The organism is Aquella oligotrophica (assembly GCF_002892535.1).
Lineage (GTDB): Bacteria > Pseudomonadota > Gammaproteobacteria > Burkholderiales > UBA11063 > Aquella > Aquella oligotrophica.
In genome coordinates this window covers 2,622,362-2,643,599 of record NZ_CP024847.1, presented here as the reverse complement: position 1 = coordinate 2,643,599, position 21,238 = coordinate 2,622,362, and the positions used below count along the sequence as shown (strand labels likewise).

Annotated in this window: 24 protein-coding genes and 1 pseudogene; 17 read left to right on the top strand and 8 right to left on the bottom strand. The window is 36.1% G+C overall.

Annotated elements, in window-relative coordinates; all coding sequences use genetic code 11:
* Positions 1-36 precede the first annotated feature (36 nt).
* The 15 genes from ribF (at position 37) to CUN60_RS12015 (ending at position 12,012) form a co-directional block, all read left to right on the top strand.
* Positions 37-966, top strand: coding sequence for a riboflavin biosynthesis protein RibF (gene ribF / locus CUN60_RS12080; protein WP_102952284.1), 930 nt, complete (start codon positions 37-39; stop codon positions 964-966).
* A gap of 10 nt (positions 967-976) precedes the next feature.
* Positions 977-3,760 carry an isoleucine--tRNA ligase gene (ileS, locus tag CUN60_RS12075; RefSeq protein WP_102952283.1) on the top strand — a complete coding sequence of 928 codons (2,784 nt, stop codon included), beginning with the start codon at positions 977-979 and terminating at the stop codon, positions 3,758-3,760.
* A gap of 19 nt (positions 3,761-3,779) precedes the next feature.
* The gene (gene lspA, locus CUN60_RS12070) at positions 3,780-4,265 is read left to right on the top strand and encodes a signal peptidase II (protein ID WP_245866355.1); all 486 of its coding nucleotides are present in this window, start codon (positions 3,780-3,782) and stop codon (positions 4,263-4,265) included.
* 2 nt (positions 4,266-4,267) lie between these two features.
* Complete coding sequence (ispH, locus tag CUN60_RS12065; RefSeq protein WP_102952282.1) at positions 4,268-5,200, top strand: 4-hydroxy-3-methylbut-2-enyl diphosphate reductase; 933 nt, start codon at positions 4,268-4,270, stop codon at positions 5,198-5,200.
* Positions 5,201-5,222: 22 nt separating this feature from the next.
* Positions 5,223-6,566 carry a signal recognition particle protein gene (ffh, locus tag CUN60_RS12060; protein WP_102952281.1) on the top strand — a complete coding sequence of 448 codons (1,344 nt, stop codon included), beginning with the start codon at positions 5,223-5,225 and terminating at the stop codon, positions 6,564-6,566.
* 190 nt (positions 6,567-6,756) lie between these two features.
* Positions 6,757-7,128 carry an Arm DNA-binding domain-containing protein gene (locus CUN60_RS12055; protein WP_102952280.1) on the top strand — a complete coding sequence of 124 codons (372 nt, stop codon included), beginning with the start codon at positions 6,757-6,759 and terminating at the stop codon, positions 7,126-7,128.
* Positions 7,129-7,153: 25 nt separating this feature from the next.
* The gene (locus CUN60_RS12050; protein WP_158649420.1) at positions 7,154-7,984 is read left to right on the top strand and encodes a tyrosine-type recombinase/integrase; all 831 of its coding nucleotides are present in this window, start codon (positions 7,154-7,156) and stop codon (positions 7,982-7,984) included.
* 101 nt (positions 7,985-8,085) lie between these two features.
* Positions 8,086-8,808 carry a hypothetical protein gene (locus CUN60_RS12045; RefSeq protein WP_102952278.1) on the top strand — a complete coding sequence of 241 codons (723 nt, stop codon included), beginning with the start codon at positions 8,086-8,088 and terminating at the stop codon, positions 8,806-8,808.
* Positions 8,809-9,007: 199 nt separating this feature from the next.
* On the top strand, positions 9,008-9,241 hold the full coding sequence (locus CUN60_RS12040) for a hypothetical protein (protein ID WP_158649419.1): 234 nt from the start codon (positions 9,008-9,010) through the stop codon (positions 9,239-9,241).
* Positions 9,242-9,380: 139 nt separating this feature from the next.
* Positions 9,381-9,539 carry a hypothetical protein gene (locus CUN60_RS13025; protein ID WP_158649418.1) on the top strand — a complete coding sequence of 53 codons (159 nt, stop codon included), beginning with the start codon at positions 9,381-9,383 and terminating at the stop codon, positions 9,537-9,539.
* 12 nt (positions 9,540-9,551) lie between these two features.
* Positions 9,552-10,286 carry a hypothetical protein gene (locus tag CUN60_RS12035; RefSeq protein WP_102952276.1) on the top strand — a complete coding sequence of 245 codons (735 nt, stop codon included), beginning with the start codon at positions 9,552-9,554 and terminating at the stop codon, positions 10,284-10,286.
* Positions 10,287-10,310: 24 nt separating this feature from the next.
* Positions 10,311-10,751: a hypothetical protein gene (locus tag CUN60_RS12030; RefSeq protein WP_102952275.1), complete on the top strand. Its 441-nt coding sequence runs from the start codon at positions 10,311-10,313 to the stop codon at positions 10,749-10,751.
* A 214-nt stretch (positions 10,752-10,965) separates the two neighbouring features.
* Complete coding sequence (locus CUN60_RS12025; RefSeq protein WP_102952274.1) at positions 10,966-11,196, top strand: DUF6290 family protein; 231 nt, start codon at positions 10,966-10,968, stop codon at positions 11,194-11,196.
* Positions 11,174-11,449 (top strand): type II toxin-antitoxin system RelE family toxin, encoded by a 276-nt coding sequence (locus CUN60_RS12020; RefSeq protein WP_222593271.1) that lies wholly within the window; start codon positions 11,174-11,176, stop codon positions 11,447-11,449. The genes CUN60_RS12025 and CUN60_RS12020 overlap by 23 nt, the downstream gene beginning before the upstream one ends.
* A gap of 236 nt (positions 11,450-11,685) precedes the next feature.
* Positions 11,686-12,012 (top strand): DUF4156 domain-containing protein, encoded by a 327-nt coding sequence (locus CUN60_RS12015; protein ID WP_158649417.1) that lies wholly within the window; start codon positions 11,686-11,688, stop codon positions 12,010-12,012.
* 69 nt (positions 12,013-12,081) lie between these two features.
* Here the strand turns inward: CUN60_RS12015 and CUN60_RS12010 are convergent, their stop codons facing one another.
* Genes CUN60_RS12010 through ygfZ form a run of 3 tightly spaced genes read right to left on the bottom strand, consistent with a single transcriptional unit; the run spans position 12,082 to position 14,116 of the window.
* Positions 12,082-12,675, bottom strand: coding sequence for a thymidine kinase (locus CUN60_RS12010; RefSeq protein ID WP_102952272.1), 594 nt, complete (start codon positions 12,673-12,675; stop codon positions 12,082-12,084).
* Positions 12,675-13,304: a uracil phosphoribosyltransferase gene (upp, locus tag CUN60_RS12005; protein ID WP_102952271.1), complete on the bottom strand. Its 630-nt coding sequence runs from the start codon at positions 13,302-13,304 to the stop codon at positions 12,675-12,677. Before upp ends, CUN60_RS12010 begins: the two co-directional genes overlap by 1 nt.
* A 5-nt stretch (positions 13,305-13,309) precedes the next feature.
* Positions 13,310-14,116: a CAF17-like 4Fe-4S cluster assembly/insertion protein YgfZ gene (ygfZ, locus tag CUN60_RS12000; protein ID WP_102952270.1), complete on the bottom strand. Its 807-nt coding sequence runs from the start codon at positions 14,114-14,116 to the stop codon at positions 13,310-13,312.
* A gap of 185 nt (positions 14,117-14,301) precedes the next feature.
* Between ygfZ and ychF the strand changes: the two genes are divergently transcribed.
* Positions 14,302-15,393: a redox-regulated ATPase YchF gene (ychF, locus tag CUN60_RS11995; protein ID WP_102952269.1), complete on the top strand. Its 1,092-nt coding sequence runs from the start codon at positions 14,302-14,304 to the stop codon at positions 15,391-15,393.
* Positions 15,394-15,448: 55 nt separating this feature from the next.
* On the opposite strand, the gene CUN60_RS13370 is transcribed toward ychF, so the two are convergent.
* The 5 genes and pseudogenes from CUN60_RS13370 to CUN60_RS11975 form a co-directional block, all read right to left on the bottom strand.
* Positions 15,449-15,574 carry a hypothetical protein gene (locus tag CUN60_RS13370; RefSeq protein ID WP_279639054.1) on the bottom strand — a complete coding sequence of 42 codons (126 nt, stop codon included), beginning with the start codon at positions 15,572-15,574 and terminating at the stop codon, positions 15,449-15,451.
* Between the two features lie 348 nt (positions 15,575-15,922).
* Positions 15,923-16,276 (bottom strand): annotated as a pseudogene (locus CUN60_RS11990) (IS1595 family transposase); the annotation flags it as partial.
* A 401-nt stretch (positions 16,277-16,677) separates the two neighbouring features.
* Positions 16,678-17,301 (bottom strand): hypothetical protein, encoded by a 624-nt coding sequence (locus tag CUN60_RS11985; protein WP_102952267.1) that lies wholly within the window; start codon positions 17,299-17,301, stop codon positions 16,678-16,680.
* A gap of 534 nt (positions 17,302-17,835) precedes the next feature.
* The gene (locus CUN60_RS11980; protein WP_102952266.1) at positions 17,836-18,372 is read right to left on the bottom strand and encodes a hypothetical protein; all 537 of its coding nucleotides are present in this window, start codon (positions 18,370-18,372) and stop codon (positions 17,836-17,838) included.
* 274 nt (positions 18,373-18,646) lie between these two features.
* Positions 18,647-20,269, bottom strand: coding sequence for an electron transfer flavoprotein-ubiquinone oxidoreductase (locus tag CUN60_RS11975; RefSeq protein WP_102952265.1), 1,623 nt, complete (start codon positions 20,267-20,269; stop codon positions 18,647-18,649).
* 194 nt (positions 20,270-20,463) lie between these two features.
* On the opposite strand from CUN60_RS11975, the gene xth reads away from it, so the two are divergent.
* The gene (gene xth, locus CUN60_RS11970; protein WP_102952264.1) at positions 20,464-21,237 is read left to right on the top strand and encodes an exodeoxyribonuclease III; all 774 of its coding nucleotides are present in this window, start codon (positions 20,464-20,466) and stop codon (positions 21,235-21,237) included.
* Position 21,238 lies beyond the last annotated feature (1 nt).

The window sequence follows — 21,238 nt, the reverse complement described above, 5'->3', positions numbered from 1 at the left end:
CACTCTTGTGTGGGATTTTTTATTGCCAGAGTTTATATGTTACGTTTAAAAATCACTGAAGCCAAACAAAAGCAGCAGAAGACCATTGCCACTATTGGTAATTTTGATGGTATGCATCGCGGACATTGGCAGTTAATCGAGAAATTAAATGCGGTTGCCAAGGCTGAGAATGCTAGGAGTATGGTAATTACTTTTGATACTCTTCCTCATGAGTATTTTGCAGATCAAAGTGGAACTATCCGTACGCCAAGGATTAGCCTTTTGCGTGATAAAGTGATGATTCTTGCTGAATCTAAACTTATTGACGAAATAGTAGTTCTTCATTTTAATGCTAGTATGGCAAAACTAAGTCCAGATGAGTTTATCGAGGATTATCTTGAAGAAAAACTAAAGATAGATCAGATGATAGTTGGGCACGATTTCCGTTTTGGTGCCAAGGCTCGGGGTACAATTGCCGATCTAATCCGTCATGGTATTGTTACTGATGAGTTTACGGAAGTAAAACATAATCAGATAAGAGTATCTAGTTCTTTGATTCGGGAGTTGGCAAGTGAGCAGCAACTTGGTTTGATTCGGGATTATCTTGGGCGTAATATTCGCTATAGTTCTCGGATAGTACGGGGAAATCAACTAGCCCGTAAATTTGGGATGCCAACTATAAATCTAAATTTATGCAAAATCCGCCCAGTTCTCTGGGGGATTTATGTTTCTTATGTATATATCGATGGAGTTCGCTATAACGGTGTTACGAATATCGGTAAAAATCCAACTGTAAGTGAGGGTAAAGTCTATAAGATAGAAACCCATTTACTCGATGTAAATACTGATTTATATGGTAAAATTGCGACCGTTGAAATACTTGAATATTTGCGTCCAGAATTGAAGTTTGACGATCTGGATACCCTATTTAAACAAATGTATAAAGATATGGATGATGCACGTGATTTTTTTGTTCGTGCAAATTAAGGAATGATTAATGGATTATAAGAATACCGTAAACTTATTGGATACGCCATTTCCGATGCGTGGAGATTTGGCTAAGCGTGAACCAGCAATGCTGGATAAATGGGTAAAAGAAAATCGTTACCAGAAAATTCGTGAAATTAGTCGCGGGCGAAATAAGTTTATTTTACATGATGGACCTCCATATGCTAATGGACAGCTTCATATAGGACATGCTACCAATAAAATTCTTAAAGACATAATCATTCGTAGTAAAACCATAGCGGGCTTTGATGCTCCTTATGTACCAGGCTGGGATTGCCATGGGTTGCCTATCGAGCATAATATCGAAAAGCAGTTTGGCAAAAATATGGAGCCACGTGAATTTCGTAATAAATGTCGTGAGTATGCTAATGGGCAGATAGAGCAACAAAAAGCTGATTTTATACGGCTTGGTGTACTTGGTGACTGGAATAATCCATATAAAACCATGGAATTTAAGACTGAAGCTGGAATTGTGCGTGTTTTGGGCGAAATTTATAAAAATGGTTATTTATTTCGTGGTGTAAAACCAGTTTATTGGTGTATTGATTGTGGATCAGCACTTGCCGAAGCTGAAGTAGAATATTATGATAAAGAGTCGCCAGCTATCGATGTTGCCTTTAAAGCTGTTGATAATCATGAGATTGCCAAAGAGTTTGGAGTTGAGATACCACACAATGCCGAGGTTTATGCAGTAATCTGGACTACCACACCATGGACATTACCTGCCAATCAAGCGATATGTGCTGGACCGGAAGTTGATTATGCTCTGGTTGCGATTAATAGTAAGTATTTAATTGTTGCCAAAAATTTGGTAGTCGATGCGATTAAGCGCTACCACGGTGAAGGAAGTCATCATCAAGTAATTGCAACTGTAAAAGGTAGTAAGCTTGAATTATTAAAGTTTGAACATCCATTTTATGATCGTCAAGTACCGATGATATTGGGTGAACATGCAACTGATGATGCGGGTACTGGATTGGTTCACACCGCTCCAGCTCATGGTATGGATGACTTTTTGGTTAGTTCCAAATACGATCTTGATTTACATAATCCGGTTGGTGATGATGGTTGTTATTTAGCAAGTACTGAGCTATTTGCTGGATTGAATGTTTTTGCTGCTAATGAAAAAGTTATCGAAGTCTTGCAGAATAAGCAGCGATTAATGAATGCTGCCAAGATTACCCATAGCTATCCATGTTGCTGGCGCCATAAAAGTAAGATAATTTTCCGAACTACTGGACAATGGTTTATCGGGATGGATAAGCATGGCAATGATGATCTAACACTACGCGAAAAAGCAAATAAAGCAGTAGATGATACTGCCTTTTTCCCAGCGTGGGGTAGGGCTAGGCTTGAAGCGATGATAAAAAATCGACCTGACTGGTGTGTTTCAAGACAGCGGAATTGGGGTGTTCCAATTGCTTTCTTTGTGCATAAAGAAACTGGCGAGCCACATCCAGAAACCTATAATCTACTTCAGCAAGTAGCTGATTTGATTGAAAGCGAAGGTATCAATGCTTGGTTTGATTTAAAGCCTGAGCAACTACTATCTGGTGAAGATTTAGATAATTACGTAAAACTCACAGATACTCTTGATGTCTGGTTTGATTCCGGGACTACCCATTTGACAGTGGTTGATGCAAAAGAAGAGTTGCAATGGCCTGCGGATTTATATCTGGAAGGTTCGGATCAGCATCGTGGTTGGTTCCAGTCTTCAATGTTAACTGGCTGTGCAGTTAAAGGGCGTGCTCCTTACAAACAGTTATTGACGCATGGTTTTGTTGTTGATGGTAATGGGCATAAGATGTCCAAATCTAAAGGAAATATTGTTGCACCTCAGGAAGTGATTAATAAGTATGGTGCGGATATTTTACGCCTTTGGGTTGCGGCAACCGATTATTCTGGTGAATTATCTATTTCCGATGAAATATTGAAACGGGTAACTGAATCATATCGCCGGATTCGCAATACTTTAAGGTTCCTACTTGCTAATCTAAATGATTTTGATTATAGCAAAGATGCTCTGGGTATAGATAAGCTGCTTGAAATTGATCAGTATGCCTTGGCTTATTTACATAAATTACAAGATAAAGTAGTAAACCAGCTGTATCCAAGCTATCAATTCCATTTTATTATTCAGGAAATGGTTAGTTACTGTTCAGAAGAGCTAGGTAGCTTTTATCTTGATGTGCTAAAAGATCGCCTATATACTTCTAAGGCAGATGGTCATGCGCGTCGTTCAGCACAAACAGCTTTATGGCATATCAGTAAAGCATTGTTACAAATGTTATCACCAATTCTTGCCTTTACTAGTGATGAGGCATGGGAAGTGCTAACAGGTGATAAAGATGATTCAACCTTGTATCATTTACATCATAATTTGCCATTGGCTGGTGATAATAGTAAGCTTCTGGAAAAATGGGCTGCAATTCGAGAATTTAGAACTTTAGTTCTGAAAGAGTTGGAGAATAAACGTACTGCCGGATTAATTGGTGCTTCATTGCAGGCTGAATTAAAAATCAAAGCAGATAGTAAACTATATCCAATTTTGGCATCGCTTGGCGATGATCTCAAATTTGCCTATATGGTTTCTAAAATCAACCTTGAAGAGGCGGCAGAAACGCAGGTAGAGGTGGTAGTGAGTAATGCGCCTAAATGTGAACGTTGCTGGCATTATGATGATGCAGTAGGAACAATTGCCGAGCATCCAGCGATTTGTCCACGTTGTCATGAAAATATTGCGGGAAATGGCGAACTGCGTAAATTTGCTTAAATAAAATAAGGTTTCTAATATGCAAAAAGAATTGACTAAATCATGCCGAATGGGGCTATTGGGTATTAGCCTAATAGTGATTGTTCTGGATCAAATAAGTAAATATATAGTTCGAGGGCATCTTGAATTGTATCAATTGAAGCCAGTAATGCCATTTTGGAATTGGACGCTTGCTTATAATGAAGGTGCTGCATTTAGCTTTTTGGCTTCCCAAAATGGCTGGCAGAAAATCTTTTTTGCTGGTATTGCGATTGCGGTTTCTATAGGATTGATTTACTATATTATGACTAAGCCATTTAATCTGCTTGCTGGGTTAGCCTTCAGTTTTATTCTGGGCGGTGCACTTGGCAATCTGATTGATCGGATTGTTGCCGGGAAAGTAACTGATTTTATTGATTGGTATGTCGGTACTCACCACTGGCCTGCATTTAATGTTGCCGATAGTTTTATTACGGTTGGAGTTACTTTACTGATAATTGATAGTCTTTTTGTCAGTAAGAAATAACCATGAAAAAAATCATTTTGGCAAATCCGCGGGGTTTTTGTGCTGGCGTTGATCGGGCGATAACCATTGTCGAAAAAGCACTTGAAAAGTATGGTGCACCAGTTTATGTTCGCCACGAAGTCGTTCATAATAAATATGTTGTTGATGGACTGGTTGAGCGTGGTGCGATATTTATTGAAGATATAAAAGATGTTCCTGCTGGGAGTATTTTGATTTATTCGGCGCATGGTGTACCTTTGTCTGTCCGTGATGAAGCACAATCCAAAAATCTTACCATGATTTTTGATGCAACTTGCCCATTAGTTAGTAAAGTTCATGTTGAAATCAGAAATCTTTACCGCCAAGGTTATACTATCATTATGATTGGGCATAAGGGGCACCCTGAAGTCGAAGGAACTATGGGGCAGGTAACTGATCACATCCATTTGATCGAACATGAAGCAGATATTGATAATTTGGAGCTTCCACGGGATATTGAGAAAATTGCGGTGGTTACTCAGACAACCTTATCAGTAGATGAAACTAAATCTATTATCGAGAAGCTGAAAAAGACTTTTCCAAATCTCAAGTTGCCAAAAAACGAAGATATCTGCTATGCCACCCAAAATCGTCAAGATGCAGTAAAAGCAATGGCAGAAAGCTGTGATGCAGTAATTGTTATTGGCAGTAAAAATAGCTCTAATTCAAATCGGCTGAAAGAACTAGCCGAGAATTTAGGGGTAAAATCATACCTGATTGATTTTGATTACGAGATTCAGCCCGAATGGTTAAATGAGGTTAGTTCAGTTGGAGTGACTGCTGGGGCTTCTGCGCCAGAGGTTTTGGTTGAGGGTGTGATTAATCGTTTGCGTGGATTGGGTTATAGTACGACTGAATCATTGAGTGTTGTCGAAGAGCATATGACATTTGCCCTGCCAAGTGAATTACGTAGCTAGTATTATTTAGGAATAAATTAGAATGTTTGAAAATTTATCAGCTCGGTTATCTGGGGTTGTAAAAACTCTGTCGGGAAATGCCCGGTTAACTGAATCGAATATTAAAGATGCCTTGCGTGAGATCAGAATTGCCTTACTGGAAGCTGATGTTGCGCTACCAGTAGTTAAGCAATTTGTTGATACGATCAGAGAAGAAGCTCTTGGTGAAAAGGTTGTTGGTAGCCTTACACCTGGACAGGCATTAGTTGGAGTCGTAAATGACAAATTAACCGAACTTATGGGTGGATTTAATGATAAATTAAATCTTAGTGCAGTTCCTCCCGCAATTATCCTGATGGCAGGTTTGCAAGGTGCTGGTAAAACTACCACGGTTGGTAAACTTGCCAAGCGGCTTAAAGAAGCTGAAAAGAAAAAAGTCTTAGTTGTTAGTTGTGACGTTTATCGTCCGGCTGCGATTGAGCAGCTTAAAACGCTTGCTAAATCACTGGATATTGAATGTTTCCCAAGTAGTGTTGAAGAAAAGCCAGAAGCAATTGCTTTAGCTGCTGTTGATTATGCTAAGAAGCATTATTTTGATGTATTACTGGTCGATACTGCAGGACGATTAACCATTGATGAATATATGATGCAAGAGATTAAAAATTTGCATCAGACACTAAACCCAGTTGAGACCTTATTTGTCGTTGATGCCATGCTTGGTCAAGATGCGGTGAATACTGCGAAGGCATTTAATGATACCTTAAATCTGACCGGGGTTATTCTTACCAAAATGGATGGTGATGCTCGTGGTGGTGCTGCGCTTTCAATTCGTCAGGTAACTGGTAAGCCAATTAAATTCATTGGTGTTTCTGAGAAGGTAGCAGGGCTTGAGCCTTTTTATCCAGATCGGATGGCTTCACGTATTCTTGGTATGGGTGATATATTATCACTGATTGAAGAAGTTCAGGGTAATGTGGACGAAGTCGAAGCCAAGAAATTGATGGAGAAAGTCAAAAAAGGTAAAGGCTTTGATTTGAATGATTTCAAAATGCAGTTTGAGCAAATGAATAATATGGGTGGTATGGGTAAAATTCTCGATAAATTGCCGGGAAATATTGCTGAAAAAGCCCCTCAGGTCATCAATGATAAAATGATCAAGAAAAATGTAGCGATAATTGATTCAATGACTTCCGAAGAGCGACGTAAGCCAGACTTATTAAAAGCTTCACGTAAACGTCGGATTGCCTTAGGTAGTGGTACTTCGGTGCAAGAGGTGAATCAGCTTCTAAAGCAATATGAGCAAGTTAGCCAGATGATGAAGAAATTTAGCGGTGGTGGTATATTTAAGATGATGAAAAATTTTAAACATCTGATGCCAAAAATGTAGTCATATTTTATGCTTATACATGACCCTTTATGATGCCTTGCAAATAAAGGGTTTTTTATTCTCTTGTATTCTACATCTATCTATCAAAATCTATAATAAGGTGCAAAAAATACACCTAAAAATTCCCCTTGTATAATATTCATTTAATAAGGTGTACTTGCCTTACTTACTAGACTATAGGGGTACATATATGGCAAAACTAAACAAAACTCAAATAGATAGCTTATTGGGAAAGCGACAGCCAAAGATTAAAGAAATGGCAGACGGAAATAATCTATATCTGATAGTTACTAAGATTGGTAGCTGCAAATTCAAATATCGTATTCGTAACGACAATAAAGCTTCTTGGGTGGTGATCGGTGATTATCCTGATATTACATTAAATGAGGCGAGAAAAAAGGCTTTAGAGTTTCGTGCCCAAATTTCCGAAGGGGTAGACCCGAATGAGGAAAAGAAACGCGAAAAAGATAGACAAATTACTGTCAGTGATTTGTTTGATCGATACATAATAGAGGATTGCCAATTGTCAGAACTAAAGAGCGCAGTAGAAATGAATACCTAACCTCTGTAAGCGTAATATTATTGCGGTGATTGGTAATGAGCTAGTTACTAAAATTACTGATGATTTTATTAAACAACGTTTACTATTGCCAAAGATAGAAAATAATAGTGCTTCTGTGGCGCGATTAATTCTAATAAATATAAAAGTATTAATTGATTTTGCTGTTGAGCTTAAAATAATCGAATATAATCCTGCCACAAAGATTAAAGCGGTTAATATTTATCGCGATAAACCAAGAACCCGCCATTTAAATAATAATGAGATAAAACAATTATTGGATTTTGTCTATGCCTCTAATATAAGAACTCAGACTAAATTAGCCGTTCATTTATCATTAATGCTACTTACGCGTAAGTCCGAATTAATCCATGCTACTTGGGAAAATGTTGATTTTGAGCAATCTAGATTCATTATAAATGAAAGTAAAATGAACTCACAATTAGTTATCCCATTACCAAAACAGGCTTCAAATATGTTTGAAAAGTTAAAAAAGCTTAGTAGAGGTAGTAAATATATTTTTCCCGGTATTACTCAAGATTCCCCGATCAGTGCAACTAATCTTAACTGGATGTTACGTAACTTTAATAAAACTATATTTGGAAATGATAGGCAGAGTTATGTCACTGTTCATGATTTACGCCGCACTGGTGCAACTCATTTGGGAGAACTAGGCTATCCAAGTGATTATATTGAGGTGGCATTAAATCATAGCAAAGGCGGTATTAAGCAGGTTTATCAACGCAGCCAATTTATTGAGCAACGCAAAGAGATGTTACAACGGTGGGCAGATATACTGGATAGTTTAATTGATCAAGAAATATTGTATCATTTTAACATGTTTTATGATGTATTTTAGTTTAGGGTGGACTTTTGAAATTAAAAATTATAGAATCTTGCTGTGAGTGAATGCTGGTGGTCAGCATAAGCTCAGAAAAATAATTTTTATAGGTATGAATAATGAAAGTACAACCAGAGCTTAATTCAATGTATGAAAGTTGTATAACAGGATATTTAAATGATATTTTACCAACTTACTCTATAAGTAATCTTGATTTAAATATTACTATTATGAAATTTATACGGTCGAGAAACTCAATAAGTGGAATCTTTAATGACGAACCTGCTGCTGCTATTATCTCTGAAATTACTCAAGAGTTTTTAGATTTTAATGAATTAAAAGACGGTTTAGGTAAATTAATAAGGAAGACTCAAAATAGCGGTAATAAATCTGGTGAATATAGAGCCTTTAATGTTCTTGAAAGATTGAACCTACTTGATGTTACTAGATGCTCTAAACTTTATTTATTTTTTTGTGATATTGAAAATCCTGACATGATTAATTTAACAGGAAATATGAAATTGTTGAAAGGTAGTACTTTCACAATGGTAAATCATAGTTTATTCAATGATATAAAATTGCCAGCAGACTGCGATGGAGCAATTTATCTTTGTTTGATCAAATGCTATGAAATAATATATCAATATAGTCAGTTAAATGTAGATGATGATCAGTTGTTGGATAAACTAAGAAAGATTTCAATTATTTTAGGTTTACTATATAAAATATATGTAGATATAAATTGGATAAAAATATCTAAATCTAAAGCTAGTAAAAAGCGTCCCAAAAGTTACCAAAATGAAAGAGGGGATATAGCCAAACCCTTCTCAGAAATAAACTGAAAATTTTAGGCTAGTCCACTGGATATGGTGGATTAATGGAGTTATGAGAATGAGAAAATCACACAATACTAAATCCAACTTGGTTGGTATCCCTAGTAATATGGATATACGCAGGCTACCTGAAAGATGGCAGAGATTATATTATGCGTATAAGTGGAAAACGTGGAAAGTTCAAAAGATGTGTAGGACGTATCCCCATATGCGTAAGATAGTTAGATATATGGAGCTTAGCATAGGTACAAAGAAAGAAGCTGACTGTTTACGGATTGCCCCCTTACTTGAGCGTTATCCTGCATCATGGTTTAAAGCTATGTATGACTTGAGTATTGATCATGAATTAACTGCATTATGCAATATTTTAAATGCAGCCGCAGCTGGTGATGACCCGGTAAAACCGGCTATTTCATTTAGAATTTTTGATTCTGGGTTTTAATATTTGTAGTAAAAAACCACTAAATTTAAAAGCGATTTTAAGTTTTTCTATATAATTACCCGATTGTCAGGACTTTTAAGGTATAAATAATGGGATTTGTATTAAAATTACAATTATAAAGTTCTTCTTGGTGCGATAAATGAAATTATGGATTCTAAATTTAATTATTGGTGCTATTTGTGCTGAAAATATTCCATATAACTCAACAACTCTTACAACCTATAATCAAGGTGTAACAACGTACTATAATAATAGTGGGAAGATACAGGCTATGTCTACAGATAATGTTATTTTTTGAAGGCGTGAATTGATGGGGAAATTGATATTTATACTTGCGTTATCGGGTTGTAGTAGTATGCCTATAGTAAGCGATAACAAAGTCTATGAGAATAAAATTTCTGAAATTATAGCTAAGCAATTAGCATATGACTGCACTTCATCTGTAAGTTTTAAAGGACAAGGGGTGAAGTATGATGATATATCGGACTATAAAGAAAATTCATGTAATACGGTAATTGATAAAAGTAGTATTCAACAAAGTATAAATAGTCTTGCAATACAGTTAAATAATTATAATGTTTGTAATCCTATAGATGATCGTGACTTAATTAGACTACAACGTAGTTGGAGTTCGCCATGTATATTCTTAATGACCCCTAAGGATCGATATGGTGAAAAATATAATGGAACTTTTTTACAGGATTTTTCAACTGATTTAAATAGTCAGTATAACGCGCTCAAAAAGAATGTACTATTCCAAGCGCAAAAGATAGTTGATACTCAACAAGTAGCTGATGAAAAAAAACAAAATGAGAAGATAGCGGAAGATAATAGAAAAAAAGAAGCAAAAGAATCATGCATTGCTAATTTTCAAAAAAGTATACTATATAAAAAATATTACGCCCAAAAGGACAAATTTATTAAACAAAGGTATAATCAGTGTATTAACAATGGTTTTAGTAGTATGCAATGCTATTCTTTTAAGCTTCAAGATAGCATTGGATATGATATAGAAAATCATCCCCCAAGTGCAAATTGTGATTAATTTAGGGTTTTAGAAGGTGTGCATGTGAGTAAGGCAATATTATTTATTATTATGCCTGTAACAATTCTGATAATTAGTTATAGCTATTACCAAAGTAAAGTGAATGTACCTAAATGCGGCTCTCAAGCTACATTAAACATTGTCGGACAGATGTATAGTAGTTATTTAAATTCAATCACAGATGATAGATATGGATTTGTTATTAATGCTGTTACTCACGGGGATCAATTATTTACGACTGAAAATAGTCAAAATGATATTGTATGTGATGCCTATATGCTTCAACTCATTGTAAATACAGAGCCATCTGAGCCAATTTTATTAAACAATATAAAGTATAATGTCAAGATGTCAGATGATAAAAGTTCTTTACTGGTGAGTATTCAAAATTTTAAAATTTGGGATTTGGATAATACTGCAACTATTTATAAGTGGTTAGAAAGTCATTCTTATCAGCATAAGTGAAACTCTAAGCTATGCGCAAGAAAATATAATGATGATTCTGCTATAGAACATTATAATACTCAAGTTAATATAATAAATTTATATATTATACCTAAAGTCATTGAGACAGAGCAAAAGCCAATTCCTAATCTTCCAGAAATTTAATTGACGCCCTATAAATAACCTTGTATAATATTGTAGTTAATATTGAATACAAATTGTAGTGAGGTAAATAATGAAACATGCTGCTGTATCCACCAGTGTAAGGCTTCCAGCTGGTGCTGATGAGATATTGAATAAGCTAGTGGAGGGTATGCACACTACTAGAGCTAAATTTATTCGTGATGCCATCATTGAAAAGATAGAGGATGCATTAGATATTAAAAGCATTGATGAAGTGCTGGCACGTAAAGAAAAGACATACTCTATGGAGCAGGTAAAGCGTGAGCTTGGCTTGGAAGATTGATTTTAGCGAGAGTGCATTAAAGCAGTTAAAGTCATTAGATAAGCCAATTACTAGGCGCATAATTAAATGGCTTGAGGATAGGGTTTTGTCCGGTGTTAACCCCAGATTGTGGGGTAAGCAGCTAAAAGGTGATGCGCTAAGTGAATATTGGCGTTATCGGGTAGGGGATTACCGCGTGCTTTGTATCATTAAAGATAATATTGTTACTGTAGAAGTGGTAAGTATTGGGCATCGTAAGGAGATTTATAAATAGTTTTTCCATTGCCAAATAAGTTATAATTTTTGGCTATACTTTAGCTTGTAATTGCCTGCTTTTTATAAGAATACACCTTGTTTTACACCTAAATGCTTCTTGGTGTTGTTTTATTTGATTGTAAAACAGTGTGTTGATTTACAGCTTAATTTTTTGATGCCAAAAATGTAGTCATGTTTTTGGGAAATTTAGTTATAATTATTACGATAAAAAATATAATGCATTGGAGTCTTGACGTGAAAAAAAATGGGATAAATATTATATTGGGTGCTTTTGCTGTTACTCTTACCGCTTGTTCTTTTGTCAGCCTCAATCCACAGGCTGAGAGTACTACGGTTTTACCTAAGGGAAGTTCCTATACTAATTGTAAGTATTTGGGTAATACCAATGTGTCAATCTGGTCGAAAGCTACTACATTCCAGAGCCAAGAGAAAGCTGAAAGCCAGCTTGATACTTTAGCCAGAAATGAAGCCGCATCAATGGGTGGTAATACGGTAACGCCGACTTCTGAAATTGTCAATGGGCAGAGAACTTATGGAGTATATAATTGCCCGGTCAAATAATAAAGGTCTGTGCTAGTAATCTATTATAAGATTCTAATCGCAGAAAATGGTAATATAGCTTGCGTTTACTTACTGCCAAACGCCAAGCTTCCAATGTTTGCGACAAACGGAGATATACTTACTATCAACAGTTTTTAGATTGTCATCATCAACGACAACCTGTTCTCCGGCTTTGATAACAGTACCATTTCTGACTAGCATATTAAAATTGGCTTTACGCCCACAGTGGCATATGGTTTTTACTTCTTCCAGTGTATCAGCAATTGCTAGGAGAGTTGATGCCGCAGGAAATGGTTCTCCTCGATAGTCGCTCCTTAATCCATAACAGATTACCGGTATATTGAGGAAATCAACCACATCAGATAGTTGTAGTATTTGTTCTGGGCTAAAAAAGTGAATCTCATCTATTAGTACGCAGGCAATTTTCTGTTTCTGATTTTCCTTTTGAATCAAATCATGGAGATTATCACCGATCTGTGTTGATAATGCCTCTTTGTCAAAACCAATTCTTGATTTGACTTTATTATTGCCAGCACGTTTATCTATAGCTGAAGTAACTATTAGTGTATGCTGTCCACGATCTTCATAATTATAAGCAACTTTAAGTAGGTCAAGGGTTTTGCCTGCATCCATTGCCGAATAGCGAAAATAGAGCTTTGCCATTATTTTGTTCCAAATATCCGGTCGCCAGCATCACCAAGTCCTGGAACAATATAGCTGTTTTCATTTAGCTTTTCATCAATTGCTGCGGTGTAGATATCTACATCAGGATGTGATTCATGTAATTTTGCAATACCCTCTGGCGCAGCAAGAAAGCACACAAACTTTATATTTTTGGCACCGTGCTCCTTCAGAATTGAAAGCGCTGCAATCGCTGAACCACCCGTTGCTAGCATGGGGTCAAGTACAAATACTTCACACAGGTCAAGTTCGGTTGGGAATTTACTATAGTATTCGATTGGTAGATGAGTTTCTGGATCACGGTATAAGCCAATGTGACCAATTTTGGCATGAGGGACAAAATCGGCAATAGCATCAGACATAACTAAGCCTGCTCTTAGGATGGGAATTAATGCCAGCTTTTTACCTGATAAAGTTGGAGCTGACATTTTAGTTAACGGGGTATCAATTTCCATATATGAATTTGTCAGATGGCGCATAGCCTCATAACCAAGTAACTGTGATAACTCTTTAGAAAGTTCGCGAAACTGCTTGGTGCCGGTGTTTTTATCGCGCATAATAGTTAACTTGTGCTGGACTAATGGGTGATTTATAAGATGTGTGTTTTTCATGGTGATTATTCGGTTTCGGCTAAAATGGGTGTACAAAGAATAGGTGTTTCTAGATTGTTATCAAGGTATGCATCGCTAGCACAATCAGTCTGAATTGATACTAGTCCATGATACTTGTCTTCAGCTTTATAGTAGTCAACAATAAAACCAACTTCCTGATTATCCAGTTTTGGACTAACGACGGTTTGTCCTATTGTTGGTTCATTGACAGAGGTGAGTTTTTGCATCCGCCTTTTGACTTTGCCAAGATAATGAGTGCGAGCAACGATTTCCTGTCCGGTATAACAGCCTTTTTTAAAGTTAACTCCACCGATAAGTTCATAGTTCACCTGCTGGGGAATAATCTTCTCGCTGGAGTTTGCATAAATCATGGGGATTCCATTATCAACCAGCACTTTGTGCCATGAGTTTGTATCTTCTATTGCATCTTCAGGCAGATCACCAATACATAGAAAATTATTCGTTGCCAATTCGGCAAATTCTATTGTGGCAGGTTTTATTGTTTGATAATAAATGCTTTTGGTACTGAGTTGGCATTGTACTTTACTACGTAAAATGAACATTTTTAAGCGCGGTAGAATTTTATCAGCAAGAGTTTTACTGGTGATGAGATAAAATCCGCCAGTCATATTTTTTAGAATAAAAAAGGAGGCAATTATTCTCCCCTTATTGTTTAAATGTGCCGATAACTGAAATTGGACATGGCTTAGTTCACCAATGTCATTGGTAAGCTGTCCTTGTAAATAACTTGCTGCATCTTCTCCGGTTATTTCAAGCGCAATTAATGCTGAATCTAGATTTATTACCTTCATTTGAACTCCTCCTGAAGAATAGATTTTAGCATAAATACCCCAATCAGGCTAAAGTCAGCAAATAAAGGATACTTTGAAATAGTGCATCATTCATTTCCTTTCTGCCAAGATTTCAGAGACGGTTTAGGCTATTTTGTGCTAGAATGTCAGATATATACAAGTTGTATTGATTAGAAGGAATCTAGATGTCTTTAAAATGTGGAATTGTTGGTTTGCCAAATGTTGGTAAATCAACTTTGTTTAATGCGTTAACTAAAGCAGGAATTGCTGCTGAGAATTATCCGTTTTGTACTATTGAGCCAAATGTAGGTATTGTTGAAGTGCCAGATCATCGTTTGGCTGAATTATCAAAAATTGTTAATCCACAAAAAATTCAGTCGGCAATTGTTGAATTTGTCGATATTGCAGGTTTGGTTGCTGGAGCGTCAAAAGGTGAGGGTTTAGGAAATCAATTTCTTGCTAATATCCGTGAAACTGATGCAATAGTAAATGTGGTACGTTGCTTTGAAGATAATAACATTATCCATGTCAGTGGCAAAGTTGATCCGATTAGTGATATTGAAGTGATTACAATGGAATTGGCACTTGCAGATATGGCAACAGTTGAAAAAAGTATTCAGCGTGAAGGTAAAAAAGCTAAGTCGGGTGATAAAGAAGCTCAAAAATTAATTGCTACACTGGAGAAATTGTTACCACATCTAAATGAAGGAAACCCAGCCCGGACACTTGGTTTGGATGAAGAAGAATTGTTACTGATAAAGCCTCTTTGCCTTTTAACGGTTAAACCTGCAATGTTTGTTGCTAATGTGAGTGAAGCTGGCTTTGAAAATAATGCACATTTGGATAAATTAACGGCTTACGCTAAAGAGCAAAATGCACCGATTGTGGCAATCTGTGCTGCAATAGAATCTGAAATAGCTGAGCTTGATGATGCTGATAAGCTTGAATTTTTGAATGATATGGGAATGGAAGAGCCAGGGCTAAATCGCTTGATTCGTGCAGGCTATAATCTTCTTGGTTTACAAACTTATTTTACAGCAGGAGTGAAAGAAGTTCGCGCCTGGACTGTTAATATTGGAGCTACTGCACCACAGGCAGCGGGAGTAATTCATACTGACTTCGAGCGTGGATTTATTCGCGCTGAAGTGATTGGCTACTCTGATTTTATTCAGTATAAAGGTGAACAGGGTGCTAAGGAAGCTGGCAAAATGAGGCTCGAGGGGAAAGAATATATCGTCAAAGATGGCGATGTTATGCATTTCCGCTTTAATGTGTAATTGGTTTTCTGTTCTACTAAATAAAATAACCCCGGAGTATAATACCGGGGTTATTTTATTTTTCAAGAATACAAAAGTTACTTGTATTTAATGGACATACTTTTCCGCCCCGGTTTAGCACCGCAACTTTAAGGTAGGTTAATGTTCCTGGGATAAACGGAGTTATTGTACTTAGCATCATGATTATTTCCCTCTTTAGTTATTTTTGTTTCTTACAGGGAGATATTTTAATTCAAACCATCCTTAAAGTCTAATTAATTGAATTTATATTCTTAATAGCCTTTAGCTATTATTTTAGGCTGATACTCGGGTAATGTCCTTTGCTACCTTGTTCTAAGATAGCTATGCCTCGTTAATAGTAGTACCACATAGTGTAATTATCTGAAAATATCTAATTTTTATCTCAGTTATTGCAATTTTTGTTAACATTTAAAGATCTTAAAGGTGCTTTTAGATAAAACAGAATCAGATTGAATTTTTAATGCTACAATAGTTGTCTTAAAGAATTATTAATCCCTAATTAAAACAATCAAAGCGGATTATTTCTAACCAATTTTAATATTATAGCATAGAGATTATCATTCCGATAATTGGACCTAAACTCACATTCTTTTAAATGCAGATTAAATGTGCTTTTAGAAATACCATGAAACTTTACTAATCTAGTTTTGGCAAATGACCAAAAGCGCTCTATACCGTTAATATGAGTTTGTTTATTAGCAAACTCATTGTTACCATGATTAACACGAAAGTGTTTATCATATCCTATATCCACTAAACCGTCATAACCACGCCAGCCATCTGTGTGGATTACTGATTCAGCTGATACTTTACCTCTAACAATATCCTGTAGTGTCTTGCTTTTACAATCAGGAACTATTTCAAACTTTAGTTCAGCGTAGCTATAATATATTAGCACACCTTTAAATGTGCTTTGATTGTCTAGCCCCAAAATCTAATTGTATATCTACTCATAGAACTATATTAGCATATACTAATGTAATGTCAATAAAAAAACTGATCGGGGTCAATTGGGTAATTTCCTTGCTTATTTGGTAAATTTTTTTGTAACTTTAAATAAAAGTTTGTAGCAAATTATGGTAATTTGGGTAGTGTAATGTCATAAATTCATTGTGCTACAATCGATACAGTGGGCTACCATGGTTTAAAAGTGGTAGTATAAAGGTAGTAATAATAGTAGTCTTTTTCTATCTATTGGACTATAGGCAAGAAAAAACCTGATCGAGGGTTGATCAGGTTGGTAGATATTAATTATCAATAACTTTATAAGCTTATCATTGGACCTGGTGGGCATGCAGACATAAACTCAGGAATAGACTCATTTGCAAATGGCAGATTACTCCAGGTGGGATCACTAGGCTGGGTTAGTACCATATACGCCCAATGACTAACAGAACCACCATTATTAGCTGGTCCAGTCATGGTATTTACCATGGTCCACTTATTATTTATAAGTACCATATTACCAATAGGCTCATTAGTAATTGTCCCATCATCAGCATTAAACATAGTCATATATACTGCGCCCTGGGGTGTAACTTCACCCAGAACATACTGGCAACTAGGAACCAGGTTTTGCGTAAGTTTTACAACAACTGCACCAGTGAAATAGCCATTGAAGTAATCAGTTAAATGAAAGACTGTTTGCCCGCGCAAAACATTAAATTCTCTTGGATTACTGGGATTATGTGCAATTGAGTAAATACCTTGCTCTGGTACAATCCAATAAGTATCTTTAAACCATGACCAATCATTATAATTAGACGATGGCGGCTGAGTTTGTGCTACTGCATGGCAGGCAACTTCACCAAGCAACACAGTGCCTATCAGAAACAAAAGGGGGATTCGCAATAACAAAGTTCTCTTACGTGTTTGAGTGTTAGCCATAATGTCTCCCAAAAATATAATTTTTATATTGTATCATATACTACAGAATAAAGCTGGTTAAATAAAATCTAACTGGCATATTAATTAGTTTATAACTATATAGGGTTTACTTAAGCAACAGAGTGGCTCATTATTGGTAAAAAACCTGATCGGGATTAATCAGGGGTTCATTATAAATTTAGTTTACAGGTTTGCCATAGCGTTCAAAATGGCTACCTAATCCATAAATAAAATCTACTTTATGTGCCTTGTTCTACTCAATAGCAAAATCCGATGATCAGGAGTATTAACAGATGGGATGATGCGCTGAATAGGTAGCTTCGGTTGAGTAACCAAATTTGTCCGGTTGAATTTAGAAAATGCGCCGCGTGGGTTGATAGATGTTACTAACCTCAAGGTCTAATTAATCCATCTATATGGGATAATCTGTAAAGTAATGCTAAAGATAGGGGTAGCAGTTCCCTCTGTAAATTTTGGGATTTTGATGTCTAAATATCTATGCTAAGATAGATTAACAGTACTCATCAAGATTTATTAAGCTGGAATTATAATGTTTTTATACTTACTAGCATATTGCTTGTATACTATATTTATAGCATCTTTTAGTCTTGGTAATTTAGTTATAGTATTTTGTATATCGAACAGTGTAGCAGCCTCATGTGCTATTTTATTCATAATTTCCTTTACTTCCTTAAATAAATCTCCACTGGCATTAGATAAATCATCTGGCAACCACAGCTCAATTTTAGATTGAAGTATTTCGAAACTGGATAATGTACCAAGCATCTTTTGTAGATAACTGGGATCCATCGTGATTATTTGAGTATTAGGAATGTCTCTATTATAATAAGTACATGTCCCAAAATGCTCCATAAACTGCGTATGCATATTAACTAATTGTAGATAATATTCCTGAAACCTTAATGCTTCTGATATTTGCCTATCTTTTCTTTCTAATTTTAATTGCCGATAGGCGATCCACATTACCCCGCCACCAGTTATAAGAGTTGCAATAGACCCAACCCATGTACCCCAAATATTCCAATCTACAGAACATAGGTAATTTGACATAATGATATTCCAAATAAAGAAACACTGATCAAGTCAGTGGTTATAACATTCAAAAGTATCTAACCACAAAGGTAGGAAAACTGTTCTAGAATGAATATTTTCAACGTAGCCTATTAAAATTCCAGCTTTAGTGCCACAACACATGCCCCGAATATATGCTTTATAATTTTCTAACAAATTTAATTAACATTTCTAAATAATTATAGAGGGCTTTATTTGTTAGCTTGTTCTTTTTCATATCAAACTGTTTTGCAATCTGCTTTAGTTGTGAGGGCTACATATCACTGTATTGCGGTCCTGAGCCAGCTTCAGGTACAGTCCAAGTAATATTTTGAGTTGGATCTTTAATATCACATGCTTTACAGTGTACGCAATTTTGCGAATTAATCTGTAGTTTTGGCGTACCTTGCTGTTTTACAATTTCATATACTCCAGCAGGGCAGTAACGCGTTTCTGGAGCATTAAATTGTGTTAGATTTATAGTCGTTGGAGTAGTTTTATCTTTTAAAACCAAATGTACTGGTTGACTATCATCATGAACAACATTTGCCAAATGGAGTGAAGATGCTTTATCAAAGCTTATTTTATTATCATAGGCTTTATATTCGATTGGTTTAAATTTTGATTTATGCTCAAGACGTTCATTATCTTTATGTTTTATTTTTAATGTCCAAGGAGCCTTATTTTTTAGAATAAATTTTTCAAATCCAGTATAGATTAATCCAAACCATCTTCCATATTGAAATGATGAGCGGATATTACGGACTTTATATAAGTCTTTATATAACCAGCTTTGTCTGAAGAGGTCGCGATAGGTATTGGCTTCCGCTTTATCATGTTTGATTGCTTCAATTACTGCTTTTGCGCCAAGCATTCCTGATTTTATAGCATTATGTACCCCTTTTATTTTGGGCACATTTAAGAATCCTGCACTATCTCCAACAAGGATTCCACCGGCAAAATTTAATCTTGGTAAAGCTTGTATTCCACCCTCAACAACAGTTCTTGCACCATATTCAAGCCGTTCAGCATCTTCAAGTAATTTTGTTACCATTGGGTGATGTTTGAATTTTTGAAATTCTTCATATGGGCTTAAATATGGATTTTTATAATCAAGAGCAGTTACCAGCCCAATTGCGATTAAATTGTCTTCTAGGTGATAAATAAATCCACCACCATATGCATTATTGTTAAGTGGATAACCAATCGTATGTACAACTGTACCTTCCAAATGATGTTTCGGATTAATTCGCCAAATTTCTTTAATGCCAAGTCCATAAGTTTGCGGTTGTGAGTAATGGTTAAGGTCAAATTTTTCTATCACCTGCTTTGATACCGACCCACGGCAACCTTCTGCTAAAATAGTTTGCTTTGCTCTTATTTCAATTCCTGGTTGGAAATTAGGTGTAGGATTTCCTTGCTTATCAAGTCCCATATCACCAGTAATTACTCCTTTCAGAGTATTATCTTCGATAATAGCTTCTTTAGCTGCAAATCCCGGATAAATTTCCACGCCCAGTGCCTCAGCATACTCGGCAAGTTTGCGACATAGCTGACTAAGACTGATAATATAATTATCATAATTATGCCAGTCTTTAGGGAGGGGCATTCTAAATGCTTTTTTTTCACCTAGGAATAGTAATTTATCGCTAATTACAGCGGTAGTAACTGGAAATCCGAGTTCTTGCCAGTTTGGTATCAATTCAGTCAATCCTTTGGGATCCATTACGCAACCAGATATAATATGTGAACCAACCTCGCTACCTTTATCGAGTATGCAGACGCTTAATTCCTGACTTTGTTGTTCAGCTAACTGCTTCAAATGGATAGCAGCAGCTAATCCAGATGGACCTGCACCAACAATTACTACATCATATTCCATAACATCACGTTGCATCGTAAATCCTTGTGTTGACTAATTTTACAGTACCTGATTTTATCATTTTTAGAGGCTTAGAGTCCTACTATTAAAAATATATCCAAAGTTAATCCTAGATACTGTATTATTCAATACGCCAAACGAGCAAGTGAAAAAATATCAGTAATATTTATTATGCTTTGCGTGATATATGGATAAAAGGATAAATACAAATGCAAATAGCAACGTGGAACGTAAATTCATTAAAGGTACGATTGCCGCATGTACTGGACTGGTTACAAACAACTGGTTGTGATGTGCTCGGACTACAAGAGCTAAAATTAGATAACGATGCCAATGCCAAACTAGTGGAAGAATTTAAAAATATCGGTTATCAATTTGTCTATAACGGGCAAAAAACGTACAATGGCGTAGCTTTTATAAGTAAGCATCCAATCGAAGACATAACTCTGGATATTCCCGGTTATGATGATATTCAAAAGCGGGTTATTGCCGCGACAGTTAATGGCGTACGGGTGATTTGTACTTATTTTGTCAATGGTGAAAGCATTGGTAGCGAAAAATATCAGTATAAACTTGAGTGGCTTAGTAAATTGCATGGTTATGTTAGTAGTCAATTACAAAGTCATAAACGGCTGATCTTACTTGGCGATTATAATATTGCACCTGAACCACGTGATACCTATGATCCAGCGATTTGGGAAGGGCAAGTATTATGTAGCGAACCCGAACGAGAAGCTTTTCAGAAGCTGATCGCTCTTGGGCTTATTGATAGCTTCCGTCACTTTAATCAGGAAGATCGCCAATATACGTGGTGGGATTATCGCAATCTGGCATTTCGCCGTAAACAGGGCTTACGGATTGATCATTTACTAGTAACTCCTGATATTATCAATGTGGCTTCATCTTGTGTTGTCGATACTGCACCACGCAAGCTGGAGCGTCCATCTGATCATGCGCCTGTGGTTATTACATTAAATATATAGA

What these genes read in the sequence shown, in the direction of transcription:
- ribF (WP_102952284.1), top strand. Translation starts at nt 37, where the DNA reads ATGTTACGTTTAAAAATCACTGAAGCCAAACAAAAGCAGCAGAAGACC.
- ileS (WP_102952283.1), top strand. Translation starts at nt 977, where the DNA reads ATGGATTATAAGAATACCGTAAACTTATTGGATACGCCATTTCCGATG.
- lspA (WP_245866355.1), top strand. Translation starts at nt 3,780, where the DNA reads ATGCAAAAAGAATTGACTAAATCATGCCGAATGGGGCTATTGGGTATT.
- ispH (WP_102952282.1), top strand. Translation starts at nt 4,268, where the DNA reads ATGAAAAAAATCATTTTGGCAAATCCGCGGGGTTTTTGTGCTGGCGTT.
- ffh (WP_102952281.1), top strand. Translation starts at nt 5,223, where the DNA reads ATGTTTGAAAATTTATCAGCTCGGTTATCTGGGGTTGTAAAAACTCTG.
- CUN60_RS12055 (WP_102952280.1), top strand. Translation starts at nt 6,757, where the DNA reads ATGGCAAAACTAAACAAAACTCAAATAGATAGCTTATTGGGAAAGCGA.
- CUN60_RS12045 (WP_102952278.1), top strand. Translation starts at nt 8,086, where the DNA reads ATGAAAGTACAACCAGAGCTTAATTCAATGTATGAAAGTTGTATAACA.
- CUN60_RS12040 (WP_158649419.1), top strand. Translation starts at nt 9,008, where the DNA reads ATGCGTAAGATAGTTAGATATATGGAGCTTAGCATAGGTACAAAGAAA.
- CUN60_RS13025 (WP_158649418.1), top strand. Translation starts at nt 9,381, where the DNA reads ATGAAATTATGGATTCTAAATTTAATTATTGGTGCTATTTGTGCTGAA.
- CUN60_RS12035 (WP_102952276.1), top strand. Translation starts at nt 9,552, where the DNA reads ATGGGGAAATTGATATTTATACTTGCGTTATCGGGTTGTAGTAGTATG.
- CUN60_RS12025 (WP_102952274.1), top strand. Translation starts at nt 10,966, where the DNA reads ATGAAACATGCTGCTGTATCCACCAGTGTAAGGCTTCCAGCTGGTGCT.
- CUN60_RS12010 (WP_102952272.1), bottom strand. Translation starts at nt 12,675, where the DNA reads ATGGCAAAGCTCTATTTTCGCTATTCGGCAATGGATGCAGGCAAAACC.
- upp (WP_102952271.1), bottom strand. Translation starts at nt 13,304, where the DNA reads ATGAAAAACACACATCTTATAAATCACCCATTAGTCCAGCACAAGTTA.
- ygfZ (WP_102952270.1), bottom strand. Translation starts at nt 14,116, where the DNA reads ATGAAGGTAATAAATCTAGATTCAGCATTAATTGCGCTTGAAATAACC.
- ychF (WP_102952269.1), top strand. Translation starts at nt 14,302, where the DNA reads ATGTCTTTAAAATGTGGAATTGTTGGTTTGCCAAATGTTGGTAAATCA.
- CUN60_RS13370 (WP_279639054.1), bottom strand. Translation starts at nt 15,574, where the DNA reads ATGATGCTAAGTACAATAACTCCGTTTATCCCAGGAACATTAACCTAC.
- CUN60_RS11985 (WP_102952267.1), bottom strand. Translation starts at nt 17,301, where the DNA reads ATGGCTAACACTCAAACACGTAAGAGAACTTTGTTATTGCGAATCCCC.
- CUN60_RS11980 (WP_102952266.1), bottom strand. Translation starts at nt 18,372, where the DNA reads ATGTCAAATTACCTATGTTCTGTAGATTGGAATATTTGGGGTACATGG.
- CUN60_RS11975 (WP_102952265.1), bottom strand. Translation starts at nt 20,269, where the DNA reads ATGCAACGTGATGTTATGGAATATGATGTAGTAATTGTTGGTGCAGGT.
- xth (WP_102952264.1), top strand. Translation starts at nt 20,464, where the DNA reads ATGCAAATAGCAACGTGGAACGTAAATTCATTAAAGGTACGATTGCCG.